General features: G+C 68.9%; 10 protein-coding genes and 1 pseudogene. 3 read left to right on the top strand and 8 right to left on the bottom strand.

Going from position 1 to position 14806, the window contains the following annotated elements:
* Positions 1-119 precede the first annotated feature (119 nt).
* From narI to ON23_RS20710, 4 genes are read right to left on the bottom strand one after another with little or no spacing between them, the layout of a single operon-like run.
* Positions 120-854 (bottom strand): respiratory nitrate reductase subunit gamma, encoded by a 735-nt coding sequence (gene narI / locus ON23_RS20725; protein ID WP_039780188.1) that lies wholly within the window; start codon positions 852-854, stop codon positions 120-122.
* Entirely contained in the window at positions 851-1486 is a 636-nt protein-coding gene (gene narJ / locus ON23_RS20720; RefSeq protein WP_039780186.1) for a nitrate reductase molybdenum cofactor assembly chaperone, read from the bottom strand. The genes narI and narJ overlap by 4 nt, the downstream gene beginning before the upstream one ends.
* The gene (narH, locus tag ON23_RS20715) at positions 1483-3141 is read right to left on the bottom strand and encodes a nitrate reductase subunit beta (RefSeq protein ID WP_039780185.1); all 1659 of its coding nucleotides are present in this window, start codon (positions 3139-3141) and stop codon (positions 1483-1485) included. Before narH ends, narJ begins: the two co-directional genes overlap by 4 nt.
* On the bottom strand, positions 3138-6833 hold the full coding sequence (locus ON23_RS20710; protein WP_174376504.1) for a nitrate reductase subunit alpha: 3696 nt from the start codon (positions 6831-6833) through the stop codon (positions 3138-3140). Before ON23_RS20710 ends, narH begins: the two co-directional genes overlap by 4 nt.
* Before the next feature lie 283 nt (positions 6834-7116).
* Between ON23_RS20710 and ON23_RS20705 the strand changes: the two genes are divergently transcribed.
* Positions 7117-7785, top strand: a complete 669-nt coding sequence (locus tag ON23_RS20705) for an NAD(P)H-binding protein (RefSeq protein ID WP_039780184.1) — start codon at positions 7117-7119, stop codon at positions 7783-7785.
* A gap of 143 nt (positions 7786-7928) precedes the next feature.
* Positions 7929-8900, top strand: coding sequence for an EamA family transporter (locus ON23_RS20700; protein WP_039780183.1), 972 nt, complete (start codon positions 7929-7931; stop codon positions 8898-8900).
* On the opposite strand, the gene ON23_RS20695 is transcribed toward ON23_RS20700, so the two are convergent.
* Complete coding sequence (locus ON23_RS20695) at positions 8873-9631, bottom strand: MerR family transcriptional regulator (RefSeq protein WP_039780190.1); 759 nt, start codon at positions 9629-9631, stop codon at positions 8873-8875. The two genes, ON23_RS20700 and ON23_RS20695, sit on opposite strands and share 28 nt — an antisense overlap.
* Before the next feature lie 74 nt (positions 9632-9705).
* Positions 9706-10335, bottom strand: coding sequence for a TetR/AcrR family transcriptional regulator (locus ON23_RS20690; protein WP_063821309.1), 630 nt, complete (start codon positions 10333-10335; stop codon positions 9706-9708).
* Between the two features lie 48 nt (positions 10336-10383).
* On the opposite strand from ON23_RS20690, the gene ON23_RS20685 reads away from it, so the two are divergent.
* Positions 10384-13557 carry a carboxyl transferase domain-containing protein gene (locus ON23_RS20685; RefSeq protein WP_039780181.1) on the top strand — a complete coding sequence of 1058 codons (3174 nt, stop codon included), beginning with the start codon at positions 10384-10386 and terminating at the stop codon, positions 13555-13557.
* 25 nt (positions 13558-13582) lie between these two features.
* Here ON23_RS20685 and ON23_RS20680 read toward each other — a convergent pair whose 3' ends face one another.
* Together ON23_RS20680 and ON23_RS20675 are read right to left on the bottom strand one after the other, a co-directional pair.
* The gene (locus ON23_RS20680) at positions 13583-14380 is read right to left on the bottom strand and encodes an SAM-dependent methyltransferase (RefSeq protein WP_039780189.1); all 798 of its coding nucleotides are present in this window, start codon (positions 14378-14380) and stop codon (positions 13583-13585) included.
* Between the two features lie 168 nt (positions 14381-14548).
* A pseudogene (locus ON23_RS20675) lies at positions 14549-14806 on the bottom strand (hypothetical protein); the annotation flags it as partial.

Here is a 14806-nt window from a genome sequence, read left to right as displayed (position 1 = left end):
CCCGTGCGTACCCGCGAACGCGGGCGCATCCGCAACATCACCAACGTGCCCGCCCACGGGGCGCCGGTGCTGCTGCGACCGCATCCGGGCACGCTCTGATCCGGACAACTACCTCAGCGCTATTGCACCCGTTCCCAGCCGCGCGGCGGCCGGTGCGCCCCGAGCGACACGTCCCGGCTGCGATAGACCAGATACGGCCGCGTCAGATAGCCGACGGGCGCGGAGAATACGTGAACCAGCCGGCTGAACGGCCAGAACGCGAACAGCGCACAGGCCGAGAGCGCGTGCAGCCGAAAGCCCAGCGGCGCCCCGGCCATCAGCTCGGGGTGCGGGTCGAGGTAGAACAGCGACCGGAACCACGGCGACACGTCGGTGCGATAGTTGTGCGGATCGCCGGTCGCGTTGCCGTAGACGGTGGCGGCGAGGCCGAGCGCCAGAGTCAGGCCCAGCAGCACATACATGATCTTGTCGTTGCGGGTGGTCGCGGAGAACACCGAGCCGACGGTGCGGCGGCGGTAGATCAGGATGCCCAGACCGGCCACCGTCGCGATGCCGGCGACCGCGCCGAGGCTGAACGACACGATGTGATAGGCGCTTTCGCTGATCCCGATCGCCTCGGTCCACGACTGCGGGATCACCAGGCCCAGGACGTGACCGAGGAATACGAACACGATGCCGTAGTGGAACAGCGGGCTGCCCAGTCGCAGCAGCCGGTTCTCGTACAGTTGCGAGGACCGGGTGGTCCAGCCGAATTTGTCGTAGCGGTAACGCCAGATCAGCCCCACCACGCAGATAGCCGTCGCCGCGTACGGCACTGCCACCCACAGCAGCACGTCGATCGCGCTCACGGTCATCGGCGGCCTCCGATCGGCGTCGGCATGTAGGTGGGTGGCGCGAACGGCTCGGTGCCGACCTCCTCACCGGGCGGTCCGGCGGCGATGAGCCGGGCGACGGCCTCGCTGTCGGTGCCACGCAGCGGCGGCAATGTGGCCGACACCGAATCCAACACCCCGGCCCACGGAGACCCGTACTCGCGCAAGGCTGCTCGCATGACCTCGACGCCGGCGCGGTGGTCGGTCAGCACTCGCAGTCCGGCGTCCGGCTCGGTGGCGGCGAATTCGAGGACGACGGCCAGATGGTCGGGTAGTTCCGCGTCGTCGAGTTGCCACCCGGCGCGGCGGTAGAGCTGTTTGAGGCGCAGCAACGCCATTCCGCGTTTGCGGGTGTCGCCGTGGGAGAAGTAGGTGAGATAGGGGCTGAACCGCTTGCGGTGGTCGAAGGTGTCGACGTATTCGCTGCCCAGCGGCATCGGCGGAGTGCTCGCCAGGTGCGACAGCAGCGGACGCAGAGGGGCGCCGACCGCGATCGGCAGCGCCGCCGTCGCCCGGGTGAGCAGCGGAAGCGAATCCAGCAGCGCCGCATCGGGGTAGCCGAGCAGCAGCGACTGGATCTGCCATGCCGCGCAGCGGGTCGTCGTGCGGGTCATGGGCGATGCCTCCCGCCCCGCCGCCGCGGTAACAGGCCCTCCGGCCGTCCGCGCCCGTCCCAGTTGAGCAGGTTCACCCGCGTCGGTCGCGAGGTGGGCGCGTCGGCGGTCTGACGGTCCTGCAACATGCGGAAGTTCTCCACCGCGACCGGAGTGGGCCCGCCGGAGCTTTCGCCGAACGGACCCCAGCCGCCCATCCCCGGGCCGCCGTCGCGGTCCAGATCGCATTCGGTGGCGAGTTCCTCGAGCCCGTGCGCCTGTTCGGCATGAGCCGTCGGAACGACGTAGCGCTGCTCGTATTTCGCCAGCGCCAGCAGCCGATACATGTCGTAGAGCTGTTCCTCGGACATGCCGGCGGCGGTGGCGATCTCCGGGCGTGGCGGACGGCCGAGATTGACATCGCGCATATAGCTGCGCATCGCCGCCATTCGCCGCAGCACCGCCTCGACCGGTGCGGTGTCGCCCGCGGTGAACAGTTGCGCCAGATAGTCGACGGGGATGCGCAGGGCCTCGATCGCGGCGAACAGATTGCCGTGGTCCTCGGCGTCGTGGCCGGTATCGCGCAGAACATCCACCACCGGTGACAGCGGCGGGATGTACCAGACCATCGGCACGGTGCGGTATTCCGGATGCAGCGGCAGCGCGACGCGATAGGTGCGGATCAGCGCGTAGACCGGGGACCGTTGCGCGGCCTGCACCCAGTCGCGCGGAATTCCGGTGCGTTCACACGCCGCGATCACCTGCGGATCGAACGGATCGAGAAGGGCGTCGCGTTGCGCGGCGTACAGATCGCGTTCGTCCGGGGTGGACGCGATATCGGTGACGGTGTCCGCGTCGTAGAGCAGCACGCCGATATAGCGCAGCCGTCCCACACACGTTTCCGCGCACACCGTCGGCAGGCCGACCTCGAGCCGCGGGAAACAGAAGGTGCACTTCTCCGCCTTACCGGTGCGGTGGTTGAAATACACCTTCTTGTACGGGCATCCCGACACGCACATCCGCCAGCCGCGGCACCGGTCCTGATCGACCAGCACGATGCCGTCCTCGGCGCGCTTGTAGATCGCCCCCGACGGACACGCCGCCATACAGGCGGGGTTGAGGCAGTGTTCGCAGATGCGCGGCAGATAGAACATGAAGGTCTGCTCGAACTCGAATCTGACCTTGTCGCCGATCTCGTCCAGCAGCGGGTCGGCCGCGGCGAGTTCGGGGGCGCCGCCCAGATTGTCGTCCCAGTTGGCCGACCAGGTGATGGCGGTGTCGCGGCCGGTGATCAGCGAGCGCGGCCGCGCGACCGGTGGATGCCGTTGCAGCGGAGCGGTGGTCAGCGTGTCGTAGTCGTAGGTCCACGGTTCGTAGTAGTCCGACAGTTCGGGCAGGGTCGGATTGTCGAAGATGGTGAACAGTGTCCGCATGCGGCCGCCGCGCCGCAGCCGCAACCGGCCCTTGCGGTCGAGGACCCAGCCCCCTTTCCAGCGGCTCTGATTCTCGTAGGAGCGCGGATAACCCTGTCCCGGACGGGTTTCCACGTTGTTGAACCAGACGTATTCGACTCCGGCGCGGTTGGTCCAGGTTTGTTTGCAGGTCACCGAGCAGGTGTGGCAGCCGATGCATTTGTCGAGGTTCATCACCATCGCCAGCTGCGCCATGGGTTTCATCGGTAGGTCACCTCCTGGCCGCGGCGGCGGATCACGGTCACTTCGTCGCGTTGATTGCCGGTGGGGCCGAGATAGTTGAAGGCGAACGACAATTGCGCGTAGCCGCCGATGAGATGTGTGGGTTTGATGAGCAGCCGGGTGAGCGAATTGTGGATGCCGCCGCGCTTGCCGGAGGTTTCGGCCAGCGGCACGTCGATCAATCGGTCCTGGGCGTGATGCATGTACACCGTGCCTTCGGGCATGCGATGTGAGACGACCGCGCGGGCCACCACGACACCGTTGCGGTTGACCGCCTCGATCCATTCGTTGTCGCGCACACCGAGTTTCGCGGCGTCCCGATCGGAGATCCAGATCGTGGGACCGCCACGCGACAGGCTCAGCATCAACAGGTTGTCCTGATATTCGGAGTGGATGGACCATTTCGAATGCGGGGTCAGATAGCGCAGCGAGAGTCCGCGCTCACCGTGCTCACCCACTCGCGGTTCGTCGAACAGCGCCGACATGTCCAGCGGCGGCCGGAAGACCGGCAACTGCTCACCGGCCTCGGCCATCCAGTCGTGATCGAGATAGAAGTGCTGGCGTCCGGTGAGGGTGTGCCATGGTTTGGCGCGTTCGACGTTGACGGTGAACGGCGAATAGCGCCGCCCGCCGCTTTCGGATCCGGACCATTCCGGGGAGGTGATCACGGGCACCGGCGCGACCTGGGTGTCGGCGAAGGTGATGCGCGTGCCCGCGTGTTCGGCGGCCAGATCGGCCAGCGGGGTGCCGGTGCGCTGCTCGAGGGTGCGAAAGCCCTGCACGGCGAGGCGGCCGTTGGTGGTGCCGGACAATGCCAGGATCGCCTCGCAGGCGTCGATATCGCGTTCGAGGCTGGGGCGTCCGGCGCCCGGCCCGCCACGCACGATGCCGTTGCGCGCGGCCAGGTCCGACACTTCCCGGCCCACGTCGAAGGTGACGCCCTTGGTGGCCGCGCCGAGCCGGTCGACCAGTGGCCCGAGTGCGCCCATCTTCGCCCGGACCGCGCCGTAGTCACGTTCGACCACAGTCAGCCGCGGCATCGTCAGACCCGGAACCGGTTGGCAGGCACCGGTTTTCCAGTCCCGCACCGTACCGTGCGGGGTGGCGAGCTCGTCGGGGGTGTCGTGCAGCAGGGGTGTCGCGACGATATCGGTGCGCACCCCCAGGTGCCGACGCGCCAAGCGGCTGAATTCGGCGCCGATGCTCGAGAACGCGTCCCAGTCGGTGCGGGTCTGCCACGGCGGCGCGATCGCCGGACTGAACGAATGGACGAACGGGTGCATATCGGTGGAGGACAGATCGTATTTCTCGTACCAGGTCGCGGCCGGCAGCACCACATCCGAGTACATCGTGGTGCTGGTCATCCGGAAATCCAGTGTCAGCAGCAGATCGAGTTTCCCCTCCGGTGCCCGCTCGTGCCACACCACGTCGCGCGGCCGGGCCTCCGGCGGGGCTTGCTCGGCGCGCAGCGAGGAGTCCGCTCCCAGCAGATGGCGCAGGAAGTATTCGTTGCCTTTCGCGGAGGAACCGAGCAGATTGGAACGCCAGATCGACAGCACGCGAGGGAAATTCGCCGGATTGTCGGGATCCTCGCAGGCGAACCGCAGCTTTCCCCGCGTCAACTGGTCGACGATATGGTCCGCGGGAGCGCGGCCCGCGCGCTCGGCCTCGTCGGCCAGGTCGAGGGGATTGCGGTCGAAGGTCGGATACGAGGGGGTCCAGCCCATACGGGCCGCCTGCGCGATGAGATCGGCGGTGCTGCGCCCGGACAGGTCACCCGGACCGGTGGTCGTGGTGAGGGTGTCGGCGGCGAAGGGATCGTAGCGGAACTGATCGGTGTGCAGGTACCAGTAGACGGTCTGGTTCATGTGCCGCGGCGGGCGGGTCCAGTCGGTGGCGTTGGCCACCGTCGCCCACCCGGTGACGGGCCGGCACTTCTCCTGGCCGACATAGTGCGCCCAGCCGCCGCCGTTGCGTCCCTGGCAGCCGGTGAGGGTGGTGAGAGCCAGGAACGTGCGATACATGGTGTCGGAGTGGAACCAGTGGTTGGTGCCGGCGCCGAGGATGATCATCGAACGGCCCTGGGTCTGTTCGGCATTGGCGGCGAATTCGCGGCCGATGCGCGCCGCGGCGGCGGCCGGCACCCCGGTGATCGCCTCCTGCCAGGCGGGAGTACCGGGCTGGGCGGCATCGTCGTAACCGGTGGGCCACTCCCCCGGCAGGCTCTCGCGCCGCACACCGTAGCGGGCCAGCATCAGATCGAACACCGTGGTGACGAGATGGCCGCCGACCGTGCGCACCGGAACACCCCGCCGCAGGACGGCCGCGGCGCCGTCGGCGGTGTCGAAGCGCGGCAGTTCCACCACCACCGCCCGGTCACCGGCGGCCGACAATGCGGGCGTCACACCGTGCAACTCCAGATTCCAGCGGCCGGCGCCGTCGGCGCCGTAGCGGAATCCGAGAGATCCGTTGGGCACCACCGGATTTCCCCGCTGATCCAGCAGGACGGTTTTGAATTCGGCATGTTCGGTGCGGGCGAATTCGTCGAGATCGGCGGCGGTGAGGAATTTTCCGGGGCGGTACGCGCCGTCGCTGTCGTTCAGCCGCACCAGGAACGGCAGATCGGTGAACCGGCGCACGTAGTCCTCGAAATACGGTACCTGCCGGTCGACGAAGAATTCCCGCAGGATCACATGCCCCATCGCCATTGCCAGGGCGGCGTCGGTGCCCGGATGCGGGGCGAGCCATTCGTCGGCGAATTTCACGTTGTCGGCGTAGTCGGGCGCAATGGCGATCACCTTCTGGCCGCGATAGCGGGCCTCGGTCATCCAGTGCGCATCCGGGGTGCGGGTCACCGGAACGTTCGAGCCCCACATCATGAGATAGCCGGCGTCCCACCAGTCTCCGGACTCGGGCACATCGGTCTGGTCGCCGAAGACCTGCGGGGAGGCGACGGGAAGATCGGCGTAGAAGTCGTAGAACGACAGCATCGAGCCGCCGATCAGCGAGATGAACCGCGACCCGGCCGCGAACGACACCATCGACATGGCGGGAATCGGTGAGAAACCCGCAACCCGGTCGGGCCCATAGGTTTTGATGGTGTGCACATGAGCGGCGGCCACCAGCTCCACCGCCTCCTCCCAGCCCGCGCGGACCAGTCCGCCGCGGCCGCGCGCGCTCTTGTAGCGCCGGGCGGCCTCGGGATCGGAGACGATCGATTCCCAGGCGGTGACCGGATCGCCGGTGCGTGCCTTGGCTTCTCGATACATCTCGAGCAGCACGCCGCGGATGTACGGGTAGCGGATGCGGGTGGGTGAATAGGTGTACCAGGAGAACGCCGCGCCGCGCGGGCAGCCGCGGGGCTCGTATTCGGGGCGGTCGGGACCGACGGACGGGTAGTCGGTGGCCTGGGTCTCCCAGGTGATGATGCCGTCCTTGACATACACCTTCCACGAACACGATCCGGTGCAGTTGACACCGTGCGTGGAGCGCACCACCTTGTCGTGGGCCCAGCGTTCGCGGTAGAACTCGTCGGCCTGGCGGCCGCCGTGCACGTATTCGGTGCGCAGATCCGCGGAAACGGTGGCGCGGGTGAAGAACCGGCGGCTGCGAATCAGCGCTGCCGTCACTTCCGAATCCAGGGCCGCGCCGTTCCCGCGTGCGGTCCGTGCCATCTGCCCGCCTCTCGCCCGGATCGCGGCGTCCCGCGCGATCGCCTCACACCGTCACACGAACACTGGCACCGTAATCGCTAATCATTGGCAATCGGCGTATTTCGGCGGCAACGGATACGGAGTCGAAATCGGGGGCTTCCAGCGATCTCGGAGCACTCACAGACCACGATCAGGTATTTCCGTACTCGCCGCGGCCGATAGGGCGCACCCGGGCGCGGTGCGTGCCGGCGTGGAGTCCACAATCGGCAGTGGACCGCACTCGCCGACAGAGAGGTGATCACTCGTGAAGGTGTTCCAGATCGGCGCGGCGGGCGGCGTGGGCCGCCGCCTCGCGCAACGGCTGACCGGCCGCGGTGACCAGGTCACCGGTATGCACCGCAATCCCGAACAGGCCGAGACGGTGGCGGCGACCGGGGCGACGCCGGTGGCCGGCGACCTGATCCACGACACCGTCGAGGATTTGGCGGCCAAGATCGCCGGCCATGACGCCGTGGTGTTCTCCGCGGGCGCACACGGCACCGGCCCCGACAAGACCACGGCGATCGACGGCGCCGGATTGGAGAAGGCGGCCGCCGCCGCGGCGCAGGCGGGCGTCTCGCGCTTCGTGCTGGTGTCGGTATTCCCCGACGCCGGCCGCGACCGCGAAACCTCCGCGGGATTCGAGCATTACATGCGGGTGAAGAAGTCCGCGGACGTCCATCTGACCCACACCGCGCTCGACTGGATCGTCGTCCGCCCGGGCACGCTGCTCGACGATCCGGGTTCGGGCACCGTCACCGCCGGCCTGGCCATCGAATACGGGTCGGTCGCCCGCGACGATGTCGCCGCCTTCATCGACGCGGCCCTGCACGAACCCGCGCTGAACCGGGTCATCGTGGAGCTCACCGGCGGCAGCACTCCGGTCGCCGATGCGGTGGCAGAACTGGTGGCGGCGACCACTCGCCGCAGCTGAGCGTGGCGCTGCCCCGGCGCACAGGTCGCCGATGTCCGTTGCCGATTCCGGCCGCCTCTGTTCGCCGGGGCGATGTCCTCCGCCGCGTCCTCCGCCGCAAAATCATGTGACAGCCGACGTCGTCGGGCCTAGCGTTCTCGGGCATGTCGAGGATGGCACCCGACGGTGGCACCGGGCGGCGGCTGGGCTCCGGTACGAGTTGCGCGGTGGTGTCGGCGGTGGCGTTCGCACTGTCCGGCCCCGTGGCTCGCGGCCTGATGGGTGCCGGGTGGAGTTCGGCGGCGGTGGTGATCGTGCGGGTTCTCGTCGCCGCCGTGGCACTCGCGCCCGTCGCGGCCGCCCAGCTGCGTGGGAACTGGAAATTGGTGCGCGACAACGTGTTTCTGCTCGTCGGGTACGGTCTGGTGGCGATCGCCGGGGTGCAGCTGGCCTATTTCACCGCCGTCGCGCATCTGGCGGTGGGGCAGGCGTTGCTGATCCAATACACCTCCCCGATCGCGGTGGTCGGCTGGCTGTGGCTGCGCCACCACCAACGGCCGGCGGCGCCGACAGTGGTCGGTGCGTTCCTCGGCCTGGCCGGGCTGGTGCTGGTGATCGATCTGCGTTCGGGTGCCGCGGCCGATCGGATCGGCATCGTGTGGGCCCTTCTCGCCATGGCCTGCGGGGTCGCCTATTTCCTGCTGTCCGCGCGCGGTGACGGCACGCTGCCGGGAACGGTGCTGGCCGCGGGCGGACTGCTGGTGGGTGGGCTCGGGCTGCTCGCCGCGGGCGGAGCGGGCGTTCTTCCACTGGCCGCGACCACGAAACCCGTTGTGTATCAGGGTGTCACGGTGCCGTGGTGGCTGCCGATCACGATCCTCGGCACCGTGACCGCCGCCCTCGCCTACGTCGCCGGCATTGCCGCCACCCGCCTGCTCGGCTCCCGCGCCGCGGCGTTCACCGGCCTGCTCGAAGTGGTGGCGGCCCTGATCTTCGCGTGGGCCCTGCTCGGTGAGGCTCCGCACCCCGTCCAGCTTCTCGGCGGGGTGCTGGTCCTCACCGGCGTGCTCGTCGTGCGCCGCGGCGAGGCGGCCGCCGTCGGCGCCGATCAGTCGGTGAGTCGCTGCTCGGCGTAGACGGCCATGGCGTCGCGCTGGTATTCGGCCAGGCCGGCCGCGATCCGGTCGTAGTTCGCCTTGAACCGTTCGTCGTCGACGTACATCTGGCCGAGGCAGATGTAGGCGCTGCGGTTCGGGGTCCAGAACCGGCGGATCCCCTCGTACTGCGTGTGGATTTCGGCCTGCACCGCCGCGTCCTCGACCGGTGTCCCGGCGGCCATGAACTCGGCCATCCGGATCATCGTCGCGGTCAGTTCCCGCTGCATGCGCTCGACATCCTCGGCGGTCATATCGGCGCTCGCCTGCCGGGACTGCTCGAACTGTTCGGGCCAGCGCCGGCGGGCCTCGTCGTCGTACTGCGTGTGATCGAAGCCCGCGAACAGATTTTCCGGGCGGTTGATCTGCACTGACATCTCCTTGTTCCCTTCGAGTTCGGCGATGGTGCGTGCCACGGTCTCGGCCATCCGTCCCAGCCGATCGCGTTCGGCGAGCAGCCGGGTGTACTGGCGTTTGAGCGCCGCCAGCGTGTCCGGTTCGGAGTCGACGGCCTCGGCGATCTCGGCGAGACCGAGTCCCAGCTCCCGCAGCACGAGGATCTGCTGCAGCCGCAGCAGGCTGTCCTCGTCGTAGTAGCGATAGCCGTTGCCGCCCACGTGGGCCGGGGTGAGCAGGCCGATGTCGTCGTAGTGGCGCAAGGTGCGGGCGGTGACTCCCGACATCTTCGCCACCTCCGCGATCGACCAGCTCATGGTGCTTCCCATCTGTCCTGAGGCCGGTCTCTCCGGCCTCGTCTTCGACGGTAGAAGTTGCCGTAACGTGAAGGTCAAGCCGAATTCTCGGCGGCCGGGCGCAGCCCGAGCAGGGTTTCGGCGATTCGCCGCATCTGTTCGAGATACCGGGCGCGCGCGGGCGGCGGATCGGCCCGGCGGTCGAGTATGCCGCGGGTCAGTGCGTAGCCGACGGTTTCGGCGACGACTCGCACCGGTGCCGCCGGGGTGATGGTTCCGGCGCGGTGTTCGCGGTCCAGGTAGCGCGTGAAGCGGCGGATGGGGCGTTCGGAGATTTCGGCGGCCAGCTCACCGATCCGGGGGTCCACGGTGCCGCGCTCCTCGATCAGTCGCAGCAGCGGCCCGGCGTGCAGCACCGCTTCGGCGAACGATTCGATGGTGGCGCGCAACATCTCTCGCGGATCGGAGTCGGTCAGATCGGGTTCCTGGGCGGCGAGGAATTCGTCGCGCACCCGTGTGGCGAGGGCGTGGAAGATCTCGTCCTTGGAGGCGAAGTACACATACATCGTCGCGCGGGAAACGCCGGCCCGGGCGGTGATCGCGGCGACCGTGGTCGCCGCGTAGCCGCGTTCGATGAAGACCTCGGCCGCGGCATCGAGCAGGGCACGATGCCGGTCGGTCTCCGAGCGTTCCCGGGCCGCGCGCACACTCCACGGCGACGTCATACCGTCCAGCATATTGACGTTGACGTCAATGTCAATCAGACTGGCGGCATGCAGGTGGTGGTGGCGAACCGGGGTGAAGTGGCGGTCCGGGTGTTGCGTACGGCGCGAGAGCGCGGCTACGGCACGCGGGCATTGTCGACGGCGGACGAACCGGACGCGATGCCGGTGCGGCTGGCCGACGAGGCGGTGCGGCTCCCCGGCTCGGGAGCCGCGGCCTACCTCGACATCGACGCCGTCGTCGCGGCCGCCGGCAGTGCGGGGCCGGGCGCGCTGGTCCATCCGGGGTACGGATTCCTCAGCGAGAGTGCCGTTTTCGCGTCCGCGTGCGCGGCGGCGGGGCTGGTGTTCGTCGGGCCCGCTCCGGAGGTGCTGCGGATTTTCGGTGACAAGGTCGCCGCGCGGCGCGCCGCGGAACAGGCCGGTGTCGCGGTGCTGCCCGCGACCTCCGGCGCCGCCGGGCCCGAGCAGATCGAGGCACTGCTCGCCGCCCACCCCGAGGGTGTGATGATCAAGGCGACCGCCGGTGGCGGCGGCCGCGGCATGCGGGTGGTGCGCCGCCGCGAGGAGCTGGCGCAGGCCTATGCGCACTGCCGGGCCGAGGCCCGCGCGGGGTTCGGTGACGACGCCGTCTATGCCGAGGCGCTGGTCGAACACGCCCGCCACATCGAGGTGCAGATCGTCGCCGACGGTTCACGCGCCGTCGCGGTCGGCGATCGCGATTGCAGCGTGCAGCGGCGCCGCCAGAAACTGATCGAGATCGCGCCCGCGCCCTCCCTCGCGCCGGATCTGCGCGAGCGCCTGCACACCGAGGCGATACGACTGGCCGAAACAGTCGGCTGCCGGGGCGTGATCACCGTCGAATTCCTGGTGCGCGACGACACCGCCTGGTTCCTGGAGGTCAATCCGCGGTTGCAGGTCGAGCACACCGTCACCGAGGAGGTGACGGGCCTGGATCTGGTGGCCGCGCAGTTCGATCTCGCGCAGGGCCGCGGCCTCGACGATCTCGAGCTGCCCGCCACCACCCGCGGATATGCGGTGCAGGTGCGGGTCAATGCCGAAATTCTCAGCGCGACAGGCGATGTCCTGCCCAGCACCGGTGTGCTCACCCGGTTCACCCCGCCGACCGGATCCGGTGTGCGTGTCGACACCGCCGCCTACAGCGGTATGCGCCAGGGCGCCGGTTTCGATTCCCTGCTGGCCAAGATCATCGCGCGCGGACCGACCTGTCCGGCGGCGCTGCGGCGGGCCGCCGACGCCCTGGCCGAAACCACGATCGACGGTGTCGATACCACGGTCGCCCTGCAGCGTGCCGTCCTCGACGCCTTGCCCGGTGACACCACGGTCGACACGCTGTGGTTCGAACGCCACAGCGCCGAATTGGCCGCCCGGGCCGAGGAATCGGCTCCCCCGCCGTCGCCTCCGGTCGGGGCCGCGACGACGGCGGTGGACCGGTACGACGGCGACGAGCAGGTGTTGCGCTCACCGCTGGGCGGCACGGTGATCAGTGTCGTCGAACCGGGCACGGTGGTGGCCGCGGGCGCCGAGGTCGCCGTCGTCGAGGCGATGAAGATGCATCACGTGGTTCGCGCCGGGCAGCCGTTGCGGGTGCTGCGGGTTCTGGCCGAGCCCGCGACGGTGGTGGATCCGCATGCGGCACTGCTGGTGTGGGACGACGCGGATCACGACGGCGAGGACGCCGACGTCACGGCCGTGGATCTCGACGCCGAACGCGACGATCTGGCGCAGGTGCGGGCCCGCCATCGTGCCGGACTCGACGAGACACGCCCGGAGGCGGTCGCCAAACGGCACCGGCTGGGGCGTCGCACCGCCCGCGAGAACATCGCGGATCTGGTCGACGACGACAGTTTCGTCGAATACGGGGCGTTGGCGGTGGCGGCGCAACGTTCCCGGCGCAGCATCGAGGATCTGATCGCGAAGACGCCGGCCGACGGGCTCGTCGCCGGGGTCGCGACCGTCAATGCCGACCGATTCGGTCACGACCGCGCGCGGGCGGTGGTGATGTCCTACGACTACACGGTGCTGGCCGGAACCCAGGGCATGCGCAATCACGCCAAGACCGACCGGATGCTGGAACTGGCACGCGAACAACGACTTCCGGTGGTGTTCTTCACCGAGGGCGGCGGCGGACGGCCCGGCGACACCGATCACGCGGGCATTTCCGGACTGGACGTGACGACGTTCCGCGCGATGGCCGCCCTCTCCGGCACGGTCCCGCTGATCGGCATCGTGTCCGGGCGCTGTTTCGCCGGCAATGCAGCGCTGCTCGGCATGTGCGACGTCGTCATCGCCACCCCCGACGCCAACATCGGTATGGGCGGGCCCGCGATGATCGAGGGTGGTGGACTGGGTGTCTACGCGCCGGAGGAGATCGGCCCCGTGCGGGTGCAGCGCCGCAATGGCGTGGTGCACATCGTCGCGGCCGACGAGGCCGAGGCGGTGGCGATCGCCCGCGACTATCTCGGTTATTTCCAAGGGGCCGTGGACACGTGGGAGGAGCCGGACTCGCGACTGGCCCGCCATGTGGTGCCCGAGGATCGGCTGCGGGCCTATGACATCCGCGCGGCCGTGGCCGCGATCGCCGACACCGGGTCGGTACTGGAATTGCGCCGCGACTGGGGCGTGAGCGTGGTCACCGCCTTGATCCGCGTGCAGGGCAGACCCTTCGGGCTCATCGCCAACGACTGCCATCACCTCGGCGGCGCGATCGACGCCCCGGCCGCCGACAAACTCAGCGCCTTCCTGCGGCTGTGCGACGCACACGGTCTTCCCATCGTATCGCTGTGTGACACACCGGGTTTCATGGTCGGGCCGGAGGCCGAAACCCATGCCACGGTCACGAAGTTCAGCCGCCTGTTCATCGACGCGGCCGCCATGTCGGTGCCGTGGGGCACCGTCATCCTGCGCAAGGGCTACGGATTGGGAGCGCAGGCGATGGCGGCCGGTTCGTTTCGCGCCCCGCGGTTCGTCGTCGCCTGGCCCACGGGGGAAATCGGCGGGATGGGTCTGGAGGGAGCGGTGCGGCTGGGTTTCGCGAAGGAACTGGCGGCGATCGAGGATCCGGCGCAGCGCAGCGCCGCGTTCGACAATCTGGTGCGCGCGGCCTACGAGAGCGGGAAGGCGCTCACCGCCGCGACGGTGCTCGAACTCGATGATGTGATCGATCCGGCGCACACGCGCCGCTGGATCGGCACCCTGCGCTGAGCGCGGGCGCCGATCCCGGTGCGGCTCATGCGGATTTGCGGGCCAGCCCCGCGACGATCAGCTGCTCCCACACGCTGAGTTCGCGGCCATTGCCGGAATCGTCGGGGGCCGACTCGGGCCACCAGCGCGCGCACGCCTGCAGGCCCGGATCGATCAGTTCCAAATCGCCGAACAGTGCCTCGATCTCGTCGTCGTTGCGCCAGCGGCCGCGCCCGAAGGCGTCGAGCACCTTCCGCTCGGTGGTGTTGGTCTCCCGGTTGTGCCCGGAACGGAAATGCGAGATGTAGACCTGGCTGCCGGCCGGAACACGGGCGGCCCAGTCGCCGACCACACCGGCCGGATTCTCGTTGTCCTCCACGAAGGCCAGCACGACGCCGAACAGCAGACCCACCGGTTCGTCGAAGTTGATCAGCCGCTTCACATCGTCATGGTCGGCGATCTCCGCGACCTGGCACAGGTCGCGACCGAGCACCGCGATCCGATCGTCGATCGACAGCAGCGCGCGGCCGTGGGCGACGACGAACGGATCGTTGTCGACATAGACGATCGGCGCGTCGGGATGCTGGCGGCGCACCACGTCGTGCACGTTCTCGCTGGTGGGCAGTCCGCATCCCAGATCGATGAACTGGCGAATTCCGTTGGCGCACATGCTGCGTACGGCGCGGAGCGTGGCCGCCCGGGCGGTGATCGCCACCTGCTCGGAACCGGGCAGGAAGTCGATGAAGTAATCGGCGAGGTTCTGGTCGACGCCGTAGTTGTCGCGCCCGCCGAGGATGTAGTCGTATACCCGTGCCACGCTCGGCCTTGCTTGCCGCGCTCGCATGGCGTCGTCGTTCACTTGTCACCTCTCGATTCCCACGACGCCCGTCGCAGCCGTGGCTGATTCAGTTGTCGAGCATAGCGGTCGGCCCCCACCGAAGCCGACGATCGACTCGGTCTCGGCGTGGTTTTCGAGACCCGTCGCCGGTTGATTGCGCGAATATTCACCACATCAGCGGGGATCGGTCATTTCTGGTGCGCCAGTGCCGGATTCGCTCGAATCGGCCGTCCGCGTGCCGGTACGCCGCGCCAGTTCGGCATCGAGTTGCGCCTCGGCGCGTTCGGCTCGGGCCAGGGTCTGGCGGCGCGCGTCCTCGACCGCCGCCAGCCGGGCCGCGGTCTGCTGTGCGACGTGTTCGGCGGCCGCGGCGGCTTCGGCGCGCACGGCGGCGATATCGTCGGCGGCCCGCTGTTGTGCCGCGGTCGCCTC

The organism is Nocardia cerradoensis NBRC 101014 (assembly GCF_000308535.1).
Taxonomy (GTDB): domain Bacteria; phylum Actinomycetota; class Actinomycetes; order Mycobacteriales; family Mycobacteriaceae; genus Nocardia; species Nocardia cerradoensis.
This window is presented reverse-complemented; position numbering and strand designations above follow the sequence as displayed.